Below are 21,841 nucleotides of genomic sequence, written 5' to 3'. Positions count from 1 at the left end.
GCCTATAACGCTATCCCGTGGACCTGTACCTTCCCATCGCCAACCTGTCGGTCAACGCACTGTTCATCGTGCTGCTCGGTGGCGGCGTCGGGCTGTTGTCGGGAATGTTCGGCGTCGGCGGGGGATTCCTGACGACGCCGCTGCTGATCATCTACGGCATTCCGCCGACCGTGGCGGCCGCGTCGTCGGCCAGTCAGGTGACGGGGGCCAGCGTATCGGGCGTCTTCGCGCATTTCCACCGTGGCGGCGTCGATACCAAGATGGGCGGCGTGCTGGTCGCCGGCGGCATCCTCGGCAGTTTCGCCGGCGCGTGGATATTCCGCCTGCTTCAGGCGAGTGGCCAGATCGATACGGTGATCGGTGTTGTCTACGTACTGATGCTCGGCTCGATCGGGTCGATGATGGCGCGCGAATCGATCGGCGCGATCGGCGTCGCCAAGGGCCGGCGCCCGGTGAAGCCGCGCAAGCGCCGTCACCACCCCTTCGTCGCCGCACTGCCGCTGCGCACGCGCTTCTACGCATCCGGCCTCTACATCTCGCCGTTCGCGCCGCTGTTGCTCGGATTCTTCACCGGCATCCTGACGATCCTGCTCGGTATCGGCGGCGGCTTTATCCTGGTGCCGGCGATGATTTACCTGCTCGGCATGGCGACCAGCGTCGTCGTCGGCACCTCGTTGTTCCAGACGTTGTTCGTGACCGCGGTGGCAACGATGGTCCACGCGACCACCACCAAGGCGGTCGACATCGTGCTCGCTGGCCTGCTGCTGATCGGATCGGTCACCGGCGCGCAGCTGGGCGCGCGATTCGCGACCAGGGTGAAGCCCGAATATCTGCGCCTCGCGCTCGCGGTGATGGTGCTGCTCGTCGGTCTGCGCATCTTGCTGGGTCTGGTTTGGCGACCGGAAGAGATCTTCACGGTCGAACTGACGTGAGGCGTGGGCTCGCCCTGTTGCTCGCGCTGCCGTTGATGGGGCAGGCGTCGCCTCCCGCGGGAACAAACACCGGCAAGCCGGTGCTGGTGCCCGACGTATCGCAGCGGAACATCGAGATCGCGTACAGCTTCACCGGTGCCGAACTGCTGCTGTTCGGCGCGATCCTGTACCCCGGCGGGCGGCTGCCCCGCGGCGAGGCGCCGACCGACATCGTCGTCGTCGTGAAGGGGCCGACCCAGCCGGTGCTGGTGCGCGAGAAGCAGAAGGTCGCCGGCATCTGGATCAACGCCGAGCACCAGCGCTACAGTTCGGTGCCCAGTTTCTATGCGCTGGCGGCATCGCGGCCGATCGACCGGATCGTCGACGAACGCACCCGCGCGATCTATGAGCTGGGTCTCGGCAGCCTGCAATTGTCGCCGGGATCGAATGCGGTGAGCACGGTGGAGCAGCGGTTCCAGCGCGGTCTGGTCGACCTGAAGCGGCGTGCAGGTTTGTATGTCGAGGCGCCCCGCGCGGTCGAGATCACCGACGGCGTGCTGTACCGGGCGCGACTGACCATCCCCGCACGCGTACCCGTCGGCCGCTTCACCGCGGAGACGTTCCTGATTCGCGATGGACGGGTTCTGGCCGCCGCGGTGCGCGACATCGATATCCGTAAATCCGGCTTCGAGCGATTCGTGGCGAGAGCCGCGGATCGTGATTCGGTGTTGTATGGATTGGTCGCCGTTGCGCTTTCGGTGGCGCTGGGATGGGCCGCGGGGTGGCTGGCGAGACGTGTTTAACGCCATCATCACGGTATCTTAACCGCTACGCTCCATGGTGCGTCCGATATGGACGGGGATGTAGCGTGATGACCGAGATGCCGGGACCAGGCGCCTTTGCCGGTGCGGTGCCAATGAACGCGATGCCGCTGGGCGGAATGACCGCCGGGCTGTTGCCGATCGGCTGTGTTCAGGCGATCGCCGGCAGCAGCAGCCGTGTCCTGTTCGATCGCGCGTCGTTGGACCTGATCGCGCAGGATACCGATCCGGTGGTGGCGGCCGCGGGTCAGGTCGGCGGTCAGATCAAGATGCGGGTCGGCGGATCGTGGCTGGTCGCCAACGTCCGTAGCCTCGCGCTCGAGGAGATCGGCAACGACTGGGTCGCCGCCGAGATCGATTTTCTGGGCGAGGGCGACGAGGAGCGGCTGACCGGCAAGCTCTATCGCTTCCGCCGCGGCGTCACTCGTTACCCGATCCCCGGGTGCGAGGTGTTTCCGGTATCGACGCTGGACCTGCGCCAGATCTATTCCGCGGCGGACCAGCCGCATATCCAGATCGGCACCGTCTATCCGACACGCGACGTCCGGGCGTCGCTGTACGTCGATGCGATGCTCGGCAAGCATTTCGCGCTGGTCGGGTCGACCGGCACCGGCAAGTCGACCAGCGCCGCACTGATCCTGCACCGTATCTGCGAACTGGCGCCGCAGGGGCATGTCGTGATGATCGATCCGCACGGCGAATATGCCGCCGCCTTCCGCGGCAACGGCGCGATCTACGACGTCAACAATCTGCAGATGCCGTATTGGCTGATGAACTTCGAGGAACATTGCGAGGTGTTCGTCACCAGCAGTGGATCCGATCGCCAGATCGATGCGGACATTCTGGCCAAATGCCTGCTGATGGCACGCGCCAAGAATCGGCTGGGGCAGGAGATCGCCAAACTGACGGTCGATGCGCCGATCCCGTATCTGCTGAGCGACCTGACCAATCTCATCAACCTGGAAATGGGCAAGATGGACCGGGCGGGGGATACCGCGCCCTATCTGCGGCTGAAGACCAAGATCGACGAGATCAAGGCCGACCCGCGCTACGGCTTCATGTTTTCGGGCATGCTGGTCGCCGATACGATGGCGGATTTCCTCGCCCGTATATTCCGCATGCCGGGCGACGGGCGGCCGATCTCAATCGTCGACGTGTCCGGCGTACCGTCGGACATCACGTCGGTCGTCGTCGCAGTGCTCAGCCGGATGACGTTCGACTTCGCGATCTGGTCGCGCAACGAGCCGCAGCGCCCGATCCTGCTCGTCTGCGAAGAGGCGCACCGGTACATCCCGAGCAGCGCCAAGTCGGAAGGGCGCAGTGCCTCGGTCGGGCGCATCCTCGGGCGCATCGCCAAGGAAGGGCGAAAATACGGGGTCAGCCTGGGCCTTATCACGCAGCGTCCGTCCGACCTCGAGGAAGGCGTGCTGTCGCAATGCGGTACGATCATCGCCATGCGCCTCAACAACGAACGCGATCAGGCCTTCGTTCGTGCGGCGATGCCGGAAGGGGCACGCGGTTTCCTCGATTCGATCCCGGCCCTGCGCAATCGCGAATGCATCATCTGCGGCGAGGGCGTCGCAGTGCCGATCCGCGTCAGCTTCGACGGGCTGGACGAGGCGAGACGGCCTGCGTCGGGCGATCCATTATTCTCGGAATTGTGGCGCGACGCCGGCGGCGAAGACGGCATCATCCAGCGGACGATCATGCGCTGGCGCGCGCAGGGACGGTGACCTCTTGTCTATTCCTTTCCCGCAGGGGGGAGGGAAACCGTTCGGCGTCGGCCGAATGATGGAGTTAGGTGAGCGATGAATGCTGTTGTGGAGGGCGTCGCTTACTTTCCCCTCCGTCGCAGCTAAGGTGCGCCACCTCCTTCTCGCGGGGGAGAAATGGCGGAGGACTAGCTTCCCGTCCCCACCTTGACCGCCAGCAATCCCGCGACCTGCGCCTTGAAGCGGCGCAGATTCTCGCCCGACAACGCCGCAATGCTGGCAAAGCTGATCGAACTCGGATTGATCGTCTGGCCGTTGCGCCACACCTCCCAGTGCAGATGCGGTCCGGTCGACATGCCGGTCGAGCCGACATAACCGATCACCTCGCCCTGCCGGACGTGCTGCCCGCGCGATACCGCGATCCGGCTCATATGGCCGTAGCCGCTGGCGAGGCCGCCGCCGTGGACGAGCTTGACGAAATTGCCGTAGCCGCCCGAGCGCCCTGCGCCCTGCACGACGCCATCGAGCGCGGCATAGATCGGCGAGCCATAGGGCGCGCCGATGTCGAGGCCTTTGTGCATCTTGAGGTAGCCGAGCAGTGGATGCATGCGATAGCCGAAGGACGATGTGATGCGCCCGGCCACCGGCATACCCATGAAGCCGCGACGTTCGCTCTGCCCTTTGGCGTCGAACCACCCCGGTTTGTCACCATCGTTCCAGCGAACCAGCTGCACCTTGCGCCGGCCCTGATCGATCCCGGCGAACAGCAGGTCGCCGAGCCGTACTTCGCCGGTCGCGGCGCGTTCCTGTTCGACGATCAGGTCGAAGCTGTCCGCGGCGGTGATGTCGCGGCCGATCGACAGGCGGGTGGCGAGCGCCTTGATATAATGTTCGACGACGCGGGCGGGTGCCCCGGCGGCGCGGGCCGAGCGGTAGAGGCTCGATCCGACAAGGCCCTGAATGCGCAGCGGCGTCGTGTCGATGGCGATCGGCTGTCGCGTCATGACCAGCCCGTTGCCGACCCGGTCGAGGCTGACCGCAAGGTCGAAACGCGCGCGCAGAGCCAGCTTGTCGAGCGGGCGCGCCATCGTCCGGGCCGGACGCCGGCCGAGCGTCAGCGCGATCCGCGTACCGGGCCGGATGTCGCCCAGCGTCGCCGCCTGCGCCACCAGTCGTGCGGCCGCGGCGGCATCGCTGCGGCCGACGCCGGCGCGGGTCAGCACGCGAAGGAAGTCGTCGCCTTCGCCCAGTGTCGCACTGAGGTCGACGGTCGGGCGTTCGGGGGCCTCGGCAAGCGGTGCGACGAGATCGTTCGCGGCCATACGATGGCCCGTGTCCGCACCCCAGGCGAGCGGTGCGATCGCCTGTGCGCGGGCATTCTCCCATACCGGCCCGGCGAGCGGCGCAGGGGCGACTCCGGCGAGCGGTTCGAATCCCGGCGCGAGCATCCAGGTTGCGCCACACAAGGCAGTGAAGGTGGCGAGGCCGCGCCACCAGTCGCGGCTGCCGATCTGCGCGCCGAGATCGGGCGCCCAGTCTACCCGGACGGCATCGTCGCGCAGGCGGGCGATGGTGCCGAGTGGCCGTGCGACCGCAGCGGCGCGGCCGAACGGGCGCGCAAGCCCGCGCGCGGTCGTGCCACCTGCCAGTTCGAAACCCTGATCGTTGCGCAGGAACACGCGGACGGCGCCTCATCATCGATCGCCGAATTCCCCCCGGCGCTGGGATCAGGGGGTGTGGGCGCAAATGTTGAAAGTCAAATTAACCGCGGGCACGGTCGATCGGTCACGCGACGAGCCGTTTTGCCGGTGCGGCGGTCGGTGCAGTCGACACGTAAGGCGCCGCGCAGGTGCCGCTCGCAGGGATTATCCCGGCGGCATCGGCCCGGCGACGAGTATCGGATCGAGGCGGGCGTCGTGCCAGCGCAGGCTCCAGTGGAGGTGCGGGCCGGTGGCGCGTCCGCTGGCACCGATGGCGCCGATCGGCTCGCCCTGATGCACATGGTCGCCGGCCTTCACGTCGATGCGCGAGAGGTGGAGGAAGGCGCTGTTGAGGCCGTGACCGTGGTCGAGCATCAGCAGGTGCCCTTCCAGCGTGAAGGGCCGATCGGCGGCCAGGATGACGACGCCGTCGGCGGGAGCGATCACGGGCGTTCCCGTGGGCCGGGCGATGTCGGTACCGGAATGGTACGAGCCCGGCTCGCCGCGATAGATGCGTTGCGCGCCGAACAGGCCGGAGATGCGACCGGTCGCGGGCCAGCGGAACGACTGACGCCAGCCACCAGCATCGGTGACCATCGCACGGGCGGTGGCGATCTGTGCGAGTTCGCCGGGGCGGATCCGGGCCATCACCGGATCGGGCGCGGGGAAGCGGGGCAGGGTGTTCAGCCGCTCGATCCGCCATGCGCGCGGCGCGATGGCAAGCGGCTGCGTGATGCTGCGGCCATCGGCAAGCGTTGCGGCGAGCAGTGCCTGCGGACCTGCGTCACGATCGAATCCGGCGATGAAGCGGCCTTGCTCCATGTCCAGCCGATGGCCGTCGAGCGTCACGGCGACGCTGCCGGTGGGGGCGGTGCCGGCGATCAGCCCGCCCTGCATCGGCGTACCGGTCCAACGGAAGGCCGGGTTCGAAACCTGCGCCGGTGCGGCGACCGCGATACAGGCGGTCAGCAGCAGACCGGCGGATCCCTTCATCGCGGCGCCAGCGCTTCGCTGGCGAGGTGCGCGCTGGCGAAGGCTTCCTGTCGCGCGACGCTCCAGTAGCGCAGCAGCTCGAGCGGGATGCGCGCGCCGCTGATGCCGCAGACGACATGATCGCCCGGGCTGAGCACGCGGAAACCATTGGCCATGTAGTGCAGCCGTGCGGGACGGTCGGAATTGGAAACGAGCATCGGGCGGGTCCGTATCAGAGCAGGGTCGGCTGGTCGGGCTTGGGCGCGGCATAGGCGCGCGGCGGCTTGCGCTCAACCTTCGGTGCCGGGGGCGGAGAGGGCGACGTGGTGCCGTCGTCGACGATCGCATCGACGCTGCCGTCGCGGAAGCGCAGCGTCAGCGCGCCCGCCTCGCGGGCGGCGGTGGCGGAGGACAGGGTCGCCCCGCCCCGCGCCGTCACCCGTGCATAGCCCCGGTCGAGCACGGCATCGGGGTTGAGCGACTGCACCAGCCGCCATGTCGCCGCCAGCCGGTCGCGGTTGCGCGTCACCTGTTGCTGCAATACTGCCGGTCGCAGCGCACCACTCGACCGGTCCAGCTGGCCGCGTGCCAGCGTGATGCGGCGTTCCAGTCCACGATCCAGCCGCTGACCGGCATCGTCGGCACGCTGCCGCTGCGGCCCCAACAGGGCGTCGCGTTTGGGCAGCAGGCGGGCGAGCGCGGTCAGCTGTTCGCGACCACGCTCCAGATAGCGGTTGGCGCAGCGCTGCGTCCGCAGGCCGTGGCTCTGGATGGTGTGGCGCAGGTCGGCGAGCACCGGCACCGCCAGTTCCGCCGCCGCGGTCGGGGTCGGTGCGCGCAGGTCGGCGGTGAAGTCGCAGAGCGTGGTGTCGGTCTCGTGGCCGACCGCGGAGATGATCGGGATCGAACATCCGGCAACGGCACGGACCACGGCCTCCTCGTTGAACGCCCACAGATCCTCGATCGAGCCGCCGCCGCGCGCGACGATGACGAGATCGGGGCGCGGGGTGGGGCCATCGGCGGGCATCGCGTCGAATCCACGGATCGCGGCTGCGACCTCCTCGGCGGCGCCGTGCCCCTGCACCTTCACGGGCCAGACGAGGACGTGGGTGGGACAGCGATCCTCCAGCCGATGGAGGATATCGCGGATCACCGCGCCCGTGGGGGAGGTGACGACGCCGATCGTCTTTGGCAGATAGGGCAGGCGCTGCTTGCGCGCGGCATCGAACAGCCCTTCGCCCGCCAGCTTCGCCTTCAGCTTTTCGAACAGCGCCATCAGTGCGCCGGTACCGGCCAACTCCATCCGGTCTATGACGATCTGGTATTTGGAACGGCCGGGATAGGTGGTCAGCTTGCCGGTCGCGATGACCTCGATCCCGTCCTGCGCGGCGAAGGCGAGGCCGTTCGCCGCACCCTTCCACATCACGCCGTCGATCACCGCGCTGTCGTCCTTCAACGCAAGATAGACGTGGCCGGAGGTCGCGCGCTTGTAGCCCGAAATCTCGCCGCGGATGCGGACGTGGCCGAATTCGCCCTCGACCATCCGCTTCAGCTTGAAGCTCAGTTCGCCGACCGACATCGCGAGTGCGTTGTCGCCGGGGCGCTGCTCGGCTAGCAGCGGCGCGTCATCGGTATCGGATCGGAATTCGGGCATGAACGTCCTGCTGTTGGGCTCAGGCGGCCGCGAGCACGCACTCGGCTGGAAACTGGCGCAATCGGCCCTCCTCGATACGCTCTACGCCGCGCCTGGCAACCCCGGCATCGCCGCGCATGCGACGCTCGTCGGGCTGGATGCGACGGATCATGCCGCGGTGCTGGATTTCGTGGCGGGGCATGACGTCGGGCTGGTCGTGATCGGACCGGAAGCGCCGTTGGTCGACGGGCTGGGCGATGCCCTGCGCGCCGCGGGCGTACCGGTGTTCGGGCCGAACAAGGCGGCGGCGCAGCTGGAAGGGTCCAAAGGCTTCACCAAGGATCTGTGCCGTCGCGCCGACATTCCTACGGCGGGCTATGTCCGCGTCAACAGCCGTACCGAGGCGGAAGCGGCGCTGGCGACTACGTTCAGCTATCCGCTGGTCATCAAGGCGGATGGACTGGCGGCCGGCAAGGGCGTGGTGATCGCCACCAGCGAGGCCGAAGCGGCGGCTGCGTTCGATGCGATGTTCAATTCCGGCGATGCGCCTGTGGTGCTGGAGGAATTCCTCGACGGCGAAGAGGCGAGCCTGTTCGTGCTGACCGACGGCGTGACGCTGATGCCGTTCGGCAGCGCGCAGGATCACAAGCGGGTCGGTGAGGGCGATACCGGGCCGAACACCGGCGGAATGGGGGCGTACAGCCCGGCGCCGGTGCTGACCGCCGAACTGGAGCGGCAGGCGATCGAACGCATCGTCGCACCCACCGTCAAGGCGATGGCGGACGAGGGCACGCCATTCAGCGGCGTGCTGTACGCCGGGTTGATGCTGACATCGGCGGGACCGAAGCTGATCGAATATAACGTCCGGTTCGGCGACCCCGAATGTCAGGTGCTGATGCCGCGTTTCGAGGGCGATCTGATCGCGTTGATGCTGGCGGTGGCCGAGGGGCGGCTGGCCGAGATCGGCGCGCCGGCGTTTACCGATGCCACAGCGATGACCGTGGTGCTTGCCGCCGCGGGTTATCCCGGCGTGCCGAAGACGGGGGGCGCGATCCGAGGGGTCGCGGAGGCCGAGGCGACGGGAGGAATCGTGTTTCAGGCCGGAACGCGGCAGGACGGCGATGATCTGGTCGCAGCGGGCGGGCGCGTGTTAGCGGTTACCGGTTTGGGAAGCGATCTGGTGAGCGCGCGCGATGCCGCCTATCGGGGCGTGGATGCCATCGATTTTGCCGACGGCTTTTGCCGGCGCGATATCGGCTGGCGCGAATTGTCGCGCTGAACGTCAGCGGCTGAGCGCGTCGACGTGGACGCGCGCCGCCTCCGGGATCAGTGCCTCCAGTACCGTCCAGTAACCGGCGACGGCATCCTGACCGGCATAGGAATAGGCCTTGGCCATCTTGTCGCGCTGTTCCTCGTACAAGGCGGCTTCCAGCGCGGCTCCGGTGGTGGTGAGGCGGAGCAGGCGATGGCGGCGATCGTGATCGCCGTGCCGCATCTGCACCAGGTCGCGGTCGACGAGATCCTTCATCACCCGGCCGAGCGACTGTTTGGTGACGCCGAGCAGCGCCAGCAGGTCGCCCACCGTCACGTCGGGCTTTCGACCGATGAAATACATGGCCCGGTGGTGGGCACGGCCGAGACCCATTTCCGCCAGCTTTTCGTCGGCGCTCCGCACGAAACGCGATTGGGCGAACAGCATCAATTCCATGCCACGGCGAATCGCTGCATCGTGCAGAAACAGCGCGGGGGAAAGCTTCGGTCCGTCCATAACGGACCAGCTAGCCTAACATAGGATAAAAGGAAAGCCGCGACCTAGTAGTTCTGTGATCGATAGTGTCGCAGATCGGTGCAGTTTCGATCAATCCTTCCACGCCCAGTACAGCTGCGCAGGTGGAACGTTCCACCATTCCATATCGTGATCGATCGTGTCGAAATGGGGGGTGAGGAAGTGCTTCACCTTGGGCGAGAATTGATAGACCAGAAAGGCACCGCCTGTGCGGATGACCCGGTGCGTTGCCGACGCGATGGCCGGACCCACGCCGTCCGGCAACGTCGAGAAGGGAAGGCCGGACAGGACGTAGTCCGCATGATCGTGCCCGTGTTCGCGCACGATGCGCTCGACGTCCGCCGCCGACCCCTCGACCGCGACGAAGCGCGAATCGGTGATGGTGTGGTCGAGATAGCGGATGAAATCGGCATTGGTGTCGATCGCGATCAGCATGGCGTCCGGCGCCATCCGTTCCAGGATCGGGCGGCAGAAGGTGCCGACGCCGGGCCCATATTCGACGAACAGCTTGCACGCGCCCCAGTCGACCGGACCCAGCATCTTGCGGATCAGCTTGTCCGAAGAGGGGATGATCGAACCGACCATCACGGGGTGTTTCAGAAAACCCTGGAAGAACATCGCGACCGGACTCGGCACGCCGGCGGTACGGGTATTGCGCCGGGCGGCGGTGGTCGGACTGGGCATCGGAATCCTGTCGTTCTCGCGTGATCGTCCCGCGCGAACACGCGGATGACACCCCGTGCCACGTTTCCCGAACGCGTTTCAAGACTGGGGGTTGCGTAAAGCGATGCGGTTTGCCGCAGGATCGCGATGCTTGCCCTGTCGCCGGTACGGCGTAGGAGGGGCGGACAACGGGGGATGGATGTGGAGCAGCGGCGGGTCGGCGAAGTGGCGGTGATCTTCACCTCGACGCGCAACGACGTGGATCACGCGAGCTATGACGTCGCCGCTATCGCGATGGATGCGCTCGCCGCGCAGCAGCCGGGGTATCGCGGAGTGGAGAGTGCGCGGGGACCGGACGGCGTCGGTCTGACGATCAGCTATTGGGCGGACGAGGCGGCGGCGATCGCGTGGCGCGACCATCCCGATCACGCCGCGATTCGCAATATCGGGCGGGCTCGCTGGTACGATTCCTATCGCGTCACCGTCTGCGCGGTCACCCGCAGCTATGACTGGGTGCGTTCATGACGCGGGACAGGACGATGGACCGACGGTTCGCGCTGATGTTCCTCGTGATGCTGACGATCGCGGCGGGCAATACCGCATTGCAATCGATCCTGCCGGCGCTGGGCCGATCGCTGGGCGTCGCCGATCGCGCGGTGGCGGCGGCATTTTCGCTATCGGCATTGTTGTGGGTGCTGGCCGCACCTTTCTGGGCGAACCGGTCCGACCGGCAGGGGCGGCGGGCGATGATCCTGCTCGGGGTAGGTGGCTTTTCGGTGTCGCTCAGCCTGTGCGGCGTGTTTCTGGCGGCGGGGATCAACGGCTGGATCGGCGGTACCGCGGCGTTCGGGCTCTTCATCGCCGGGCGGCTGATCTACGGCACCTTCGGCTCGGCCGCGCCGCCGGCGGTGCAGGCGCTGGTTGCCGGCGAGACCAGTCGCGAGGAGCGGACCAAGGCGCTGACCCTGCTGGCGAGCGCGTTCGGCCTCGGCACCATATTGGGGCCGGCGGTGGCGCCCTATCTGTTGCTGGGCAGCGTCGGCGGCGTCGAAATTGGGCTGGCGGGGCCGGCGTTCGTGTTCGCCGTCTTCGGCGTCGGCGTGTGGATCACGGTGCGGGTGATGCTGTCCGACGATCGCGCGCAGCCACATGCGGAACATGGTGCATCATCGGCCTATCCCTCGATCGGCGGCGCTCCCACTGGCGCCAGCGTGACCGCGGCGACGCAGCCGCATGTCGAGCATGTCGGCTATCTCGACATCCGGGTGCGCGGCTGGATGATCGCCGGACTGGTGATGGGTCACGCGCAGGCGATGACCAGCCAGGCGATCGGTTTTCTGGTGATCGACCGGCTGGCAATCGCCCCGGCGCTGGCACTGGAACCGACCGGCATCGTGCTGATGATGGGAGCGGGCGCGGCGCTGCTGGTGCAATGGGGCGTGATCCCGCTGCTCGGCCTCAGCCCGCGGCGGCTGGTGCTGGTCGGGCTGTTGCTCGCGGCAGCGGGCGTGGCGCTGACCGGGGTGGCGACCTCGCTGTATGGAATCGCGACCGCCTATGCGCTGGCGAACCTCGGGTTCGGCTTCACCCGGCCGGGCTTCACCGCGGGGGCTAGCCTGGCGGTGGGGCCGGCGGCGCAAGGCTCGGTCGCGGGCAAGGTGACCAGCGTCAACGGCGCCAGCTTCGTACTGGGCCCGTCGATCGGCGTAGGGCTGTACGAGATTGCGCGACCGCTGCCGTATCTGGCAGCGGCGGCCGGACTGGTGCTGCTGTTCGTCTACGCATGGGCCACATTGCGCGACCGCTAATCCGCCCGCCGCAGTGTGATGCGGGTGAGTTCGGACGGCCGCCCCACCCGCAGGGCGAAGCCGGGCCACAGCGCGGTGCCGTTGTTGACGTACAGCGTCATGCCATCGATGCGATAGCGGCCCGACACGAAGCCTGCGTTCGGCCCGGCGACCAGCCGATCGAGGCCGGCGATCATCCCACCATGCGTATGCCCCGACAGTTGCAGCGCGACGCCGCGTGCAGCGGCGTTGCGGGCGTTCTTCGGCTGGTGATCGAGCAGCACGACCGGCACGTCCGCCGGCGCTCCCGCCAGCGCGGCGGCCAGGTCGGGCCCGGGCCTTCCGGTCGCCGGCGCGGATGCATCGGTGACGCCGGCCAGCACCAGAGCCGCGCCGTCGCGGGTCAGGACGCCATGTCGATTGGCGAGGATCGTCATCCCCATGCCGGCGAAGTGGCGCATATAGTCTTCGTAACCGAAGAAATATTCGTGATTGCCCGGAATCGCCCAGATACCGTCGCGGGCACGCAGATCGCGGAGCGGTTCGACATCGACGCGGCGGGCATCGAGCGTGCCATCGATGAAATCACCGGTGATGACGATCAGGTCGGCATCGAGGCCGTTGGTGCGATCCACCATCGCCCGCGTCCAGCGCGCCGGGAACAGCCGGCTGATGTGCATGTCGGTCAACTGGACCAGGCGATAGCCGTCGAACCGCCGTGGCAACCCGGCAATGGCGACCGTGATGTCCTTCACCGGCGGCACCCGGATCGCATTGGCGACACCGATCGCGGCGAGCAAGGCCGCGACCCCCGCCGTCGCATAGCGCACCCCGTCCGGCACGACCGGCCAGTGGCCCAGCACGGGTCTGCCGAGCAGCAGGATCGCGTCGGTGACCAGCACGAGCATCGCGAGCAACAGGATCGCACCGAACGCCCAGTTGAACGCAATGACGAACGGCCGGGGAAATTCGGGCGAGAACACCGATCCCGACGATAGGCGGTTCCAGAGGTGATATTGCGAGGCCGCGATCAGCAGCACTGCGATGATCGCCTTGATCCCCAGCGGCAGCGTGAGGGGCCAGACGAAGCGCGCGAGGACGAGCAAGGCCGGCAAGCTGAAGATCAGATGGAAGATCGCGGGTCTCCGAACGAATGGACGGCGCTCAGCCTATCACCACTTTCCCTCTCCCGGCGAAAGAGTGAGGGTGAGAGAACGTTAAAGCCAATCCTTAGCCAGCATCGAATGGTCGTTCCGGCATCCACCGTCACCCCGGACTTGTTCCGGGGTCCACGGTTCCGCAAAGGAAGGACAAGAGGCTCCAGCTTGTCCCGTCGCCGCACGGCGGACCCCGGAACAAGTCCGGGGTGACGAGTGTCTTTGGGCAATACCGGTCTTGCAAATCCGCCTGCAAACCTGAATGTCGATCGTCCCTAGACGTCCGCCTTGCTACCCCGGCTTCGCAATTGTCCGGGTGAGATGAAACCCAGCGGCTGGATCGCGGCGGCGTCCTGCTTCAATCGCGCGGCGATCTGTTCGTAATCCTTCTCCATCTCCGGCGTCACGCTCGCCCGCGATTCGGTGAGCGCCTCCTCGAAATCGGCCATCGTCACCTCTGCCGACTGGAGCGACCGGCGGAGCGCGGTCAGACCGGCACGGCGGACGACGTCCTCAAGATCGGCACCGGTGAAGCGGTCCGTTTGCCTTGCGACCTCGTCAAGATCGACATCGCTCGCCAGCGGCATCTTCTGCGTCTGGATCGCGAGGATGCGCCGCCGCCCCTCGGCATTCGGCACGCCGACATAGACCAGTTCGTCGAACCGCCCCGGCCGGAGCAGCGCCGGGTCGATCAGATTGGGCCGGTTGGTCGCACCGATCACGACGACCGACTGCAATTCCTCCAGCCCGTCCATCTCGGCGAGGATCGTGTTCACCACCCGCTCGGTCACCTGCGGCTCGCCTGCACCGGAGCCACGCGCCGGCACCAGCGAATCGAGTTCGTCGATGAAGATCACGCACGGCGCGACCTGACGCGCGCGCTGGAACAGGCGGGTGATCTGCTGTTCGCTCTCGCCATACCATTTGCTCAGCAGGTCGGACGATTTGGTGGCGATGAAATTCGCCTCCGCCTCGCGCGCGACCGCCTTCGCCAGCAACGTCTTGCCGGTGCCGGGCGGGCCATAGAGCAGGAAGCCCTTGGCCGGACGAATACCGAGCCGGCGGAAGGCGTCGGGGTCCTTCAGCGGCAGTTCGACGCCTTCCTTCAGCCGGTTCTGCGCCGCATCGAGCCCGCCGACATCCTCCCAGCGCACACGTGGGGCCTCGACCATCACTTCGCGCATCGCGCTCGGCTGAACGCGCTTCAGCGCCTCGAGGAAATCCTCGCGCGTCACCGAGAGGTCGTCGAGCACCTCGGGCGGCACGGTGCGTTCCTCGAGGTTTAGGCGCGGCATGATCCGCCGCACGGCCTCAATCGCCGCCTCGCGGGTCAGCGCAGCGAGGTCTGCGCCGACGAAGCCATAGGTGGTGCGCGCCAGTTCGGCGAGGTCGACCTTGTCGCCCAGCGGCATGCCGCGGGTATGAATGCCCAGGATCTCGCGCCGTCCGCGCTCGTCCGGTACGCCGACGACGATCTCGCGATCGAAGCGGCCCGGTCGGCGCAGCGCCTCGTCGATCGCCTCGGGCCGGTTGGTCGCCGCGATCACCACGAGGTTGGCCCGCGATTCAAGGCCGTCCATCAGCGTTAGCAACTGTGCGACGACGCGCTTCTCCGCCTCGCCCTGCACGTTGCCGCGCTTGGGGGCGATCGAATCGATCTCGTCGATGAAGACGATCGACGGCGCGGACTTGGCCGCTTCCTCGAATATCTCGCGCAGGCGGCCTTCCGATTCGCCATAAGCCGACCCCATGATCTCGGGGCCGTTGATCAGGAAGAAGCTCGCGTCCGATTCGTTCGCGACGGCGCGGGCAAGGCGCGTCTTGCCGGTGCCGGGAGGGCCATAGAGCAGCAGCCCCTTGGGCGGATCGACGCCGAGGCGCTGGAACAGTTCGGGATAGCGCAGCGGCAGCTCGACCATTTCGCGCAACTGGTCGATCGTCTGCGCCATGCCGCCGATGTCGTCATAGGTGACGTCGGCGCGGCGCTGTGTCGGCTCCTCATATTCGGGGCGCAGCTCGATCTCGGTATTCTCGTCGATGTGGACGACGCCCTTGGGGCTGGCGGACACGACCGCCAGCCTGATTTCCTGCAACGCATAGGCCGGCGCGTTCATGAACTGCTGGATGCCCGGCGGCATGTTGCCGACGCGCTGGTGACCCGCGGTCGCAACCACATCGCCCTGACACAAGGGCCGCCCGAAGAAGGTGCGCTTCAACGCCTGCGGCTGGCCCTGCAAGCGCAAATTCGCCTGCGCCGGCGCGAAGACCACACGCGTCGCGGGCTTCGACTCCACCGCACGCACCTCGACGAAGTCACCCGCGCCGACGCCGGCATTGGCGCGTTGCAGGCCGTCGATGCGCAGCACCTCGATCCCCTCGTCCTCGGGATAGGGGCCGACCGCGCGCGCGGGGGTGGATTGCTTGCCGACGATCTCGATCACGTCACCTTCGCCCACGCCCAGCGCAGCCATCAGGCTGCGCGGCAGGTGCGCGAGGCCGCGGCCGGAATCCTCCGGACGGCTGTTCGCCACCTGGATCTTGCGGGTGGGGGTATCGGTGTCGGCCATCAAACTCGTTCCTCGAAGGTCCTTCGAAGCGCGCAAGATAGGAAGGCGGTTCCGCCTGTGCGAGGGTATCCCGCGAACGGGAGAGGACAAAAAAAGGGCCGGCGCATGAAGCGCCAGCCCGTGAAAGTTTTAGGAGAGGATGCCTGAAAGGCACGCCCTTTTTGTCGCCGGCAGCTTTATGTTGCAAGTGCGAAAAGATGCGATACGATTGCACAAGTTGCATTCGTTAAACCAGATGAAGGGCAGGAGGGACAGGCGATGCGCAGGCTGCCGCCGTTGGGCGCGATCGAGGCCTTCGTACAGGTCGCAAGACTGGGGTCGGTCAAGGCCGCCGCGACCGAACTCGCGCTGTCCGCACCCGCGCTCAGCCGCCGCGTCCAGTCGCTGGAACGGTTCATCGACCGCCCGCTGTTCGAACGCCGGCATCAGGCGATGGTGCTCAACAGCGACGGCGAACGCCTGCTCGCGCAGATCGCACCGGTGCTCGACAGCCTGTCCGACGCGGTCGAGGCGATGACCGGGACGATCGACGTGCTGCGCCTGCGGCTCGGCATCCTGCCGCTGTTCGCCTCGCAGCGGCTGTTCCCGCGGCTGGGCGAGTTGCGCAGCGCGCATCCCGAACTGCACCTCGACATTGATACCGCCGGGCATGGCGTCGCGCGGCTGGGCGAAGGGCTGGACGCGGTGATCGCCTTGTCGCGCGAGATCGAACCGACGCTCTACGCCAAGCGGCTCGACCGCAATCAGGTGTACGTCATCGGTGCGAAGACCCTGCTGGAGGGACCGGACCCGGTGACGCGGCCGGAACAGCTCGCCGGTCTGACCGCACTGATCCATCGCGAGATGCCCGAGACGTTTTCTGCCTGGCGCGAATCGGCGGGGGTCGACGATATCGAGCCGCTCGCGATCGACTATTTCGATTCGGGCGCGCTGATGCTGGAGGCGGCGGCGCAGGGGCTGGGCGTCGCGTTTATGCACGAGAGCCATTTTCAGGACGCGCGCGACCCGCGGCTGGTGCGGCTGTTCGATATCGTGGTGGAGAGCCCGTACAGCTACTGGTTCGTGTGCCGCCCGCGCGCGTTGCAACAGCGGCCGGTGCGGATGTTCCACGATTGGCTGATCCGGACCCTGGGCGAGGTCTGACGATCCGGTCCACCTGCTTCAATTGCCCCGCCCAAACGTTCCGTCATCCCGGCGAACGCCGGGACCCATGGATGCGCTCGATCAGCGGTGGAACATGCCATCAGCCGCTTGCTACCATGGGTCCCGGCGTTCGCGGGGATGACGGATTTGGCGGTGGATGAGGGGGGCAGTGAACGCCCCCCCCCCCCCGGTCACATCACTCAGCGCGAGCCTTGACGATCTTGCCCGGCGCACGCGGCGGCTCGCCCTTTGGCAGCGCGTCGATTAGTTCCATGCCGGACGTCACTTCGCCCCACACGGTGTACTGGTTGTCGAGGAAGCGCGCGTCGTCGAAGACGATGAAGAACTGGCTGTTCGCCGAGTTCGGATCGCTGGTCCGCGCCATCGAACAGATACCGCGGACGTGCGGCTCCTTCGAGAATTCCTGCTTCAGGTTCGCCTTGCTCGATCCGCCGGTGCCGTCGCCGCGGCCGCCGTCGCCGCCCTGCGCCATGAAGCCGGGGATCACGCGGTGGAAGGGGACGCCGTCGTAGAAGCCCTCGTTGGCCAGCTCGGCAATGCGCGCGACATGGTTCGGCGCGAGGTCGGAGCGGAACTTGATGACGACATCGCCGTCATCGAGCGTCAGGGTCAGGGTTTCGAAGGTATCGGCCATATTCTATCCTCTTGTGGTTGACGGGCAGGTAGTGTCGCAAGTGCCGGAGGGCAAATGCGCGAGGGTGGCCATTCGTGCCGCAGCGCGGTAGACGCGCCCGAAGCAGGCCAGATCGGGGCACGCCCCACCGGGAAGGAGCAGCGATGAGCGAGACCGAACTTCCCGACGCCCCCACCAACGAGCAGGACGAGCTGGACGAGGACGACCGCCTCCGGCCGGAATTCGTCCGTGCGGTGCTCGACGCGGTCGAGGACGGCGACGATGAGGCGGCGCGCGCGCTCGTCGAACCCCTGCACCCGGCAGACATCGCCGATCTGTTCGAGCTTACTCCGCACGAGGACCGCGGGCCGCTGGCGAAGGCGCTGAAGGACCTGCTGGACGGCGACGTCTTCGCCGAAATGAACGATTACGTTCGTGAAGACCTGATCGACGCGCTGACCCCGACACAGGTCGCCGACCTCGCCAGTGAACTCGATACCGACGACGCCGTTGCGATCATCGAGGACATGGAAGAAGCGGATCAGCGCGCGGTGCTGCGCGCGCTCGATCCCGACGATCGTGCCGCGATCGAGGAGGCGCTGTCCTACCCCGAGGAATCCGCCGGCCGCCTGATGCAGCGTGAGCTGATCGCGGTGCCGGATCACTGGACCGTCGGCGATGCGATCGACTTCCTGCGGCACCACGAGGAGCTGACGACCGATTTCTGGGAAATCTTCGTGGTCGATGCCGGCCACCATCCGGTCGGCACGTGCCAGCTGTCCTGGATTCTCCGCACCCCGCGCGGCATCGCGATCGGCGATGTGATGAAGCGCGAACAGACTCTGATCCCTGTCGACATGGACCAGGAGGAGGTTGCGCTCCGCTTCCAGAAATACGCGCTGATCAGTGCCGCGGTCGTGGATTCGGCCAATCGGCTGGTCGGCATGATCACCGTCGACGACATCGTCCACATCATCCAGCAGGAGGCGGGCGAGGACGTGCTGCGCCTGTCCGGCGCGGGCGAGGGTGACATCAACGAACCGATCCGGCTGACGGTGCGCACGCGCCTGTCGTGGCTGGTCGTCAACCTCGGCACCGCGATGCTCGCCGCATCGGTGGTCGGCGCGTTCGAGGGGACGATCGCACGCTTCGCCTTGCTCGCCGTGCTGATGCCGATCGTGTCGGGGATGGGCGGCAATGCCGGCACGCAGACGCTCGCCGTCGTCGTCCGCGCACTCGCCACCAACCAGCTGACCAGTTCGAATACGGCGCGGATGATCCTGCGCGAATTCCGCATCGCGACCGCCAATGGCCTCAGCCTCGCGGTGCTGATCGGGCTCGGCACCTATCTGTTCTATCACAATGCCGAACTGTCGCTGGTCATCGCGATGGCGATGGTGACCAACAATCTCGTCGCAGGGCTGGCGGGCGTGCTGGTGCCGGTGACGCTCGACCGTTTCAACATCGATCCTGCCGTGTCCTCCGCGGTGTTCGTGACGACGATGACCGACGTAATGGGCTTCTTCTCGTTCCTCGGCCTTGCGACCCTCGCAGGGCTGGGCGGCTAGCGTCGGTCACGGCGCGTCTTGCGGGTGATGCGCTGCTAACCCACATCGCAAGTTCATGTTGCACCTGACGAAAGTGGCCTTCGGCGCGGCGAGCGTCGATCATCTTGCCGAGCGGCTGACGCTACGCGCCGCCGATGGCCCGGTGTTCCTGACCACGCGCTATCTGCCCAAGCGGCATGAGGAGGTGGCGGGACAGGGATCGCTGTTCTGGATCCTCAAGCATCAGCTGGTGGCGCGCTCGCCGATCCTCGGCTTCGGCGAGGCGGAGGGTGGGCGCGTCGCGATCCATATCGATCCGGCGCTGGTGCTGGTGCAGGCCCGTCCCAAGCGCGCGCATCAGGGCTGGCGCTATCTGGAGGCGGCGGATGCCCCCGTCGATCTCGGCGGCGAGGCGGATGGCCTTGCCGCGATGCCGCCCGCGCTGGTCGGAAAGCTTGCGGAACTGGCCCTGATCTGATCCTTGCTGCGATCCGCGCTCAGTTCGCAGTGCCGCACGTCACCGGCGCGCCGGCACTGGCGGTGACGCGGCATTTCGGACGGCCGGCGACGGTAATCGTCCCCAGTCCGGTGCTCGACACCTGCGCGGTATAGCGCGCACGGGCGCTGATCGTGCCGAGCCCGTCCAGGTGCACGCCGAGATCGCCGGCATCCAGTCCGGCTGCATCGATCGTGCCCGACCCGTTGGCGAGCAGCCGCGCATTGGCGACGCGTCCGGCGACGCTGACCTTGCCCTCGCCGATCAGCTGGACGTTGAGCTGGTCTCCCTCGACCGAACCGGCGGCGATGGCACCGTTGCCCGTCGCCGCCAGATCGATGCGCGTGCCCTTCAGCTTCGATACCGTCACCCGGCTACCGCCGACCACCGTGAGGCCGATCAATCGCGGCGTGGTCACCATGATCCTGACCGGCGCGGTTGCCGTCGCCTGCGTCTGTTCGCTCCAGCGCCCGATCGTGCTGCGGCGGATGGTCAACGTCGTTCCTTCGGCATGGAGGTCGATGTCGCCGATCACGCCGCGATCGGCGATCACCGTCGCACCCGGTGCACCGCCGGTGGTGACGGTGACATCGAACGCGCCGTTGACCCGCATTTTTTCGAAGCTGCCGAGATCGATGCGGCGCTCGTCGGCCGAGGCGACGGCGGGGACCAGCAGCGGGAGCGCGATGAGGATGCGGAACATGGCCCGAACGTCGCATTGCCGCGCGGCCGGGGCAAGTCCCGCGCAGCCCCTATCGTGCGCAGCGAACCGAGCCGGATCCCATCTTCGACACCTTGCAGATCGCCTGCGGACCAAGGTCGACATCGCCGGATCCCAGCATGCTGATCTGTGCAGGGCCATTCACCGCCGCGCGAACGTCGCCCGATCCGGCGATCGACACCTCCGCCTCTCCGGCGCGCAGACCGGCGGCGTCGAGGCTTCCCGATCCGGCGATATTCGCTTCCAGCCGCCGGATCGTGCCGCCGGCGCGGACGTTGCCCGATCCCGCGATCGAGACCTCCGCCCGGTCGACGCGCAGCGCCGCGACGTTGAGGTCGCCCGATCCGGCAACGTTCGCCGCGAACCGGTCGCCCTCGATCCGATCGACTGCCATCGTGCCCGATCCCGCGATGTTCGCCTCGCCCAGACGGGGCAGGGTGACGTAGACCTTGACCTTGTCCCTGCTGCCCCAGCCGAACAGGCGGTTATGGCGTCCGATCGATAGCGTGCTGCCGTCCCGGGCGATCCGCAACGTGTCGAGCTCGTCGGACGGACCTTCGGCGCGGACGGAGAAGGCGGGGCCAGCCCGGACGTCGACGTCGTCGCTGCCGTTCAGGGCGATCGTGTCGAACGCTTCGGCGGGGTAGGCGCGGGTCGTGCCGCTGCCGGTCGGCGCGATGCCCGGGCCGTCGTCGTTACCGATGGAACATCCGGCCAGCGAAACCGCCGCCAGCATCACGATCGCTCCGTTGCGCATCACCCGTTCCTCCCGATGTGTATTGTCTATATAATACACATCGGGAGGATAGGCAAGCTGGCGATCAACGCCCGCAGCGCACCGTGCCGCTACCGATCTTGCTCACTTCGCAGCGCGCCTGCGGCCCCAGATCGACGGTGCCGCTGCCAGCCATCGATACCTCGGCTGGACCGGCGACGAGGGCACGAACGCTGCCCGATCCACCGACAGACACCTCGGCACTGGTAGCGCGCAGACCGGGAGCGACGATCCGGCCCGAACCGCCGACGTTCGCCTCAAGCGCACGGACGTTGCCTGCCGCCGCGATCTCGCCCGATCCGCCGATGCTCAATTCGGCCTTCTGTGCATCGAGCCGTGCGATGCGCAGCGACCCCGATCCACCGACCGCACCCGCAAAGCGTGCGCCGCCGGCGCGGTCGGCGGCGATGCTGCCCGAACCGCCGACGCTGGCCCCGGCGAGCGCAGGCAGCGTGACGTGGACGACGATGCGGTCTTCCAGCTTGTACTGGCTACGGCCTTCGTAGCGGCGGCCAACTTCCAGCGTCCGATCCTTCACCGCGACGCGAAAGTTGGCGAATGCGCCCGCCGGCCCCTCGGCGCGGACGGAGAAGGCGGGGCCGGTATGGACCAGCACGCGGGCGGCGCCGCCGAGACTGACGGTGTCGAAGCCGCGCGCGGCATAGACCAGTGCGTTGCCGTCGCGCTGTCCCGGCAGACCCGGCCCCTTGTCGCGTTCCGCGGCGAACGCGCCGGCGGCGGCGAGGGGGATCAGGGCGAGTGCGAGATACTTCATCGAACGGCATCCTCAGCTGTTATAGCCGAGCGATACAGTGG

General features: G+C 67.3%; 21 protein-coding genes. 9 read left to right on the top strand and 12 right to left on the bottom strand.

The window, feature by feature from the left end:
* Positions 1–17: 17 nt before the first annotated feature.
* From NF699_12050 to NF699_12040, 3 genes are all read left to right on the top strand, one after another.
* On the top strand, positions 18–932 hold the full coding sequence (locus NF699_12050; GenBank protein USU03803.1) for a sulfite exporter TauE/SafE family protein: 915 nt from the start codon (positions 18–20) through the stop codon (positions 930–932).
* Between the two features lie 35 nt (positions 933–967).
* The gene (locus NF699_12045) at positions 968–1,714 is read left to right on the top strand and encodes a TIGR02186 family protein (protein ID USU07072.1); all 747 of its coding nucleotides are present in this window, start codon (positions 968–970) and stop codon (positions 1,712–1,714) included.
* 68 nt (positions 1,715–1,782) lie between these two features.
* Positions 1,783–3,465, top strand: coding sequence for a DUF87 domain-containing protein (locus NF699_12040; protein ID USU03802.1), 1,683 nt, complete (start codon positions 1,783–1,785; stop codon positions 3,463–3,465).
* Between the two features lie 167 nt (positions 3,466–3,632).
* Here the strand turns inward: NF699_12040 and NF699_12035 are convergent, their stop codons facing one another.
* The 4 genes from NF699_12035 to xseA all read right to left on the bottom strand — a co-directional run bounded on the left by NF699_12035 (position 3,633) and on the right by xseA (position 7,770).
* Positions 3,633–5,123, bottom strand: coding sequence for a M23 family metallopeptidase (locus NF699_12035; protein USU03801.1), 1,491 nt, complete (start codon positions 5,121–5,123; stop codon positions 3,633–3,635).
* 186 nt (positions 5,124–5,309) lie between these two features.
* Positions 5,310–6,137 (bottom strand): M23 family metallopeptidase, encoded by an 828-nt coding sequence (locus tag NF699_12030; protein USU03800.1) that lies wholly within the window; start codon positions 6,135–6,137, stop codon positions 5,310–5,312.
* Positions 6,134–6,334 (bottom strand): DUF2093 domain-containing protein, encoded by a 201-nt coding sequence (locus NF699_12025; protein USU03799.1) that lies wholly within the window; start codon positions 6,332–6,334, stop codon positions 6,134–6,136. The genes NF699_12030 and NF699_12025 overlap by 4 nt, the downstream gene beginning before the upstream one ends.
* 14 nt (positions 6,335–6,348) lie before the next feature.
* The gene (gene xseA / locus NF699_12020; protein USU03798.1) at positions 6,349–7,770 is read right to left on the bottom strand and encodes an exodeoxyribonuclease VII large subunit; all 1,422 of its coding nucleotides are present in this window, start codon (positions 7,768–7,770) and stop codon (positions 6,349–6,351) included.
* On the opposite strand from xseA, the gene purD reads away from it, so the two are divergent.
* Positions 7,769–9,028 (top strand): phosphoribosylamine--glycine ligase, encoded by a 1,260-nt coding sequence (gene purD, locus NF699_12015; protein ID USU03797.1) that lies wholly within the window; start codon positions 7,769–7,771, stop codon positions 9,026–9,028. The genes xseA and purD overlap by 2 nt on opposite strands.
* A gap of 3 nt (positions 9,029–9,031) precedes the next feature.
* Here the strand turns inward: purD and NF699_12010 are convergent, their stop codons facing one another.
* A complete protein-coding gene (locus tag NF699_12010; GenBank protein ID USU03796.1) occupies positions 9,032–9,517 on the bottom strand; it encodes a MarR family winged helix-turn-helix transcriptional regulator in 486 nt (161 codons plus the stop codon).
* A 90-nt stretch (positions 9,518–9,607) separates the two neighbouring features.
* Positions 9,608–10,219, bottom strand: a complete 612-nt coding sequence (locus NF699_12005; GenBank protein ID USU03795.1) for a methyltransferase domain-containing protein — start codon at positions 10,217–10,219, stop codon at positions 9,608–9,610.
* A 174-nt stretch (positions 10,220–10,393) separates the two neighbouring features.
* Here NF699_12005 and NF699_12000 point away from each other — a divergent pair, with 174 nt between their 5' ends.
* Positions 10,394–10,723 carry an antibiotic biosynthesis monooxygenase gene (locus NF699_12000; protein ID USU03794.1) on the top strand — a complete coding sequence of 110 codons (330 nt, stop codon included), beginning with the start codon at positions 10,394–10,396 and terminating at the stop codon, positions 10,721–10,723.
* Between the two features lie 14 nt (positions 10,724–10,737).
* A complete protein-coding gene (locus NF699_11995; protein USU03793.1) occupies positions 10,738–12,006 on the top strand; it encodes an MFS transporter in 1,269 nt (422 codons plus the stop codon).
* Here NF699_11995 and NF699_11990 read toward each other — a convergent pair.
* Together NF699_11990 and NF699_11985 are read right to left on the bottom strand one after the other, a co-directional pair.
* The gene (locus NF699_11990) at positions 12,003–13,100 is read right to left on the bottom strand and encodes a metallophosphoesterase (protein USU03792.1); all 1,098 of its coding nucleotides are present in this window, start codon (positions 13,098–13,100) and stop codon (positions 12,003–12,005) included. The genes NF699_11995 and NF699_11990 overlap by 4 nt on opposite strands.
* 317 nt (positions 13,101–13,417) lie before the next feature.
* On the bottom strand, positions 13,418–15,709 hold the full coding sequence (locus NF699_11985) for a CDC48 family AAA ATPase (GenBank protein USU03791.1): 2,292 nt from the start codon (positions 15,707–15,709) through the stop codon (positions 13,418–13,420).
* 258 nt (positions 15,710–15,967) lie between these two features.
* On the opposite strand from NF699_11985, the gene NF699_11980 reads away from it, so the two are divergent.
* Positions 15,968–16,852 carry a LysR substrate-binding domain-containing protein gene (locus NF699_11980; GenBank protein USU03790.1) on the top strand — a complete coding sequence of 295 codons (885 nt, stop codon included), beginning with the start codon at positions 15,968–15,970 and terminating at the stop codon, positions 16,850–16,852.
* Between the two features lie 196 nt (positions 16,853–17,048).
* Here NF699_11980 and NF699_11975 read toward each other — a convergent pair whose 3' ends face one another.
* On the bottom strand, positions 17,049–17,507 hold the full coding sequence (locus tag NF699_11975) for a peptidylprolyl isomerase (protein ID USU03789.1): 459 nt from the start codon (positions 17,505–17,507) through the stop codon (positions 17,049–17,051).
* Positions 17,508–17,650: 143 nt separating this feature from the next.
* Here NF699_11975 and mgtE point away from each other — a divergent pair, with 143 nt between their 5' ends.
* Together mgtE and NF699_11965 are read left to right on the top strand one after the other, a co-directional pair.
* Positions 17,651–19,054 (top strand): magnesium transporter, encoded by a 1,404-nt coding sequence (gene mgtE / locus NF699_11970; protein ID USU03788.1) that lies wholly within the window; start codon positions 17,651–17,653, stop codon positions 19,052–19,054.
* 55 nt (positions 19,055–19,109) lie between these two features.
* The gene (locus tag NF699_11965; GenBank protein ID USU03787.1) at positions 19,110–19,511 is read left to right on the top strand and encodes a DUF1489 domain-containing protein; all 402 of its coding nucleotides are present in this window, start codon (positions 19,110–19,112) and stop codon (positions 19,509–19,511) included.
* Positions 19,512–19,530: 19 nt separating this feature from the next.
* Here NF699_11965 and NF699_11960 read toward each other — a convergent pair whose 3' ends face one another.
* The 3 genes from NF699_11960 to NF699_11950 all read right to left on the bottom strand — a co-directional run bounded on the left by NF699_11960 (position 19,531) and on the right by NF699_11950 (position 21,800).
* Positions 19,531–20,232, bottom strand: coding sequence for a DUF2807 domain-containing protein (locus NF699_11960; protein USU03786.1), 702 nt, complete (start codon positions 20,230–20,232; stop codon positions 19,531–19,533).
* A 49-nt stretch (positions 20,233–20,281) separates the two neighbouring features.
* On the bottom strand, positions 20,282–21,007 hold the full coding sequence (locus NF699_11955) for a DUF2807 domain-containing protein (protein ID USU07071.1): 726 nt from the start codon (positions 21,005–21,007) through the stop codon (positions 20,282–20,284).
* A gap of 64 nt (positions 21,008–21,071) precedes the next feature.
* On the bottom strand, positions 21,072–21,800 hold the full coding sequence (locus NF699_11950) for a DUF2807 domain-containing protein (protein USU03785.1): 729 nt from the start codon (positions 21,798–21,800) through the stop codon (positions 21,072–21,074).
* Positions 21,801–21,841 lie beyond the last annotated feature (41 nt).

The sequence above is a fragment of the Sphingomonadaceae bacterium OTU29LAMAA1 genome, assembly GCA_024072375.1.
GTDB lineage: Bacteria > Pseudomonadota > Alphaproteobacteria > Sphingomonadales > Sphingomonadaceae > Sphingomonas.
Note: the sequence above shows the minus strand (reverse complement) of the source record. Positions and strands in the feature narration are given on the sequence as shown.

Excerpts from the sequence above, each read along its gene's own strand:
- NF699_12045 (USU07072.1), top strand. The coding sequence starts at position 968 with ATGGGGCAGGCGTCGCCTCCCGCGGGAACAAACACCGGCAAGCCGGTG.
- NF699_12040 (USU03802.1), top strand. The coding sequence starts at position 1,783 with ATGACCGAGATGCCGGGACCAGGCGCCTTTGCCGGTGCGGTGCCAATG.
- NF699_12030 (USU03800.1), bottom strand. The coding sequence starts at position 6,137 with ATGAAGGGATCCGCCGGTCTGCTGCTGACCGCCTGTATCGCGGTCGCC.
- NF699_12025 (USU03799.1), bottom strand. The coding sequence starts at position 6,334 with ATGCTCGTTTCCAATTCCGACCGTCCCGCACGGCTGCACTACATGGCC.
- purD (USU03797.1), top strand. The coding sequence starts at position 7,769 with ATGAACGTCCTGCTGTTGGGCTCAGGCGGCCGCGAGCACGCACTCGGC.
- xseA (USU03798.1), bottom strand. The coding sequence starts at position 7,770 with ATGCCCGAATTCCGATCCGATACCGATGACGCGCCGCTGCTAGCCGAG.
- NF699_12010 (USU03796.1), bottom strand. The coding sequence starts at position 9,517 with ATGGACGGACCGAAGCTTTCCCCCGCGCTGTTTCTGCACGATGCAGCG.
- NF699_12005 (USU03795.1), bottom strand. The coding sequence starts at position 10,219 with ATGCCCAGTCCGACCACCGCCGCCCGGCGCAATACCCGTACCGCCGGC.
- NF699_12000 (USU03794.1), top strand. The coding sequence starts at position 10,394 with ATGGATGTGGAGCAGCGGCGGGTCGGCGAAGTGGCGGTGATCTTCACC.
- NF699_11995 (USU03793.1), top strand. The coding sequence starts at position 10,738 with ATGGACCGACGGTTCGCGCTGATGTTCCTCGTGATGCTGACGATCGCG.
- NF699_11985 (USU03791.1), bottom strand. The coding sequence starts at position 15,709 with ATGGCCGACACCGATACCCCCACCCGCAAGATCCAGGTGGCGAACAGC.
- NF699_11980 (USU03790.1), top strand. The coding sequence starts at position 15,968 with ATGCGCAGGCTGCCGCCGTTGGGCGCGATCGAGGCCTTCGTACAGGTC.
- NF699_11975 (USU03789.1), bottom strand. The coding sequence starts at position 17,507 with ATGGCCGATACCTTCGAAACCCTGACCCTGACGCTCGATGACGGCGAT.
- mgtE (USU03788.1), top strand. The coding sequence starts at position 17,651 with ATGAGCGAGACCGAACTTCCCGACGCCCCCACCAACGAGCAGGACGAG.
- NF699_11965 (USU03787.1), top strand. The coding sequence starts at position 19,110 with ATGTTGCACCTGACGAAAGTGGCCTTCGGCGCGGCGAGCGTCGATCAT.
- NF699_11960 (USU03786.1), bottom strand. The coding sequence starts at position 20,232 with ATGTTCCGCATCCTCATCGCGCTCCCGCTGCTGGTCCCCGCCGTCGCC.
- NF699_11955 (USU07071.1), bottom strand. The coding sequence starts at position 21,007 with ATGCGCAACGGAGCGATCGTGATGCTGGCGGCGGTTTCGCTGGCCGGA.
- NF699_11950 (USU03785.1), bottom strand. The coding sequence starts at position 21,800 with ATGAAGTATCTCGCACTCGCCCTGATCCCCCTCGCCGCCGCCGGCGCG.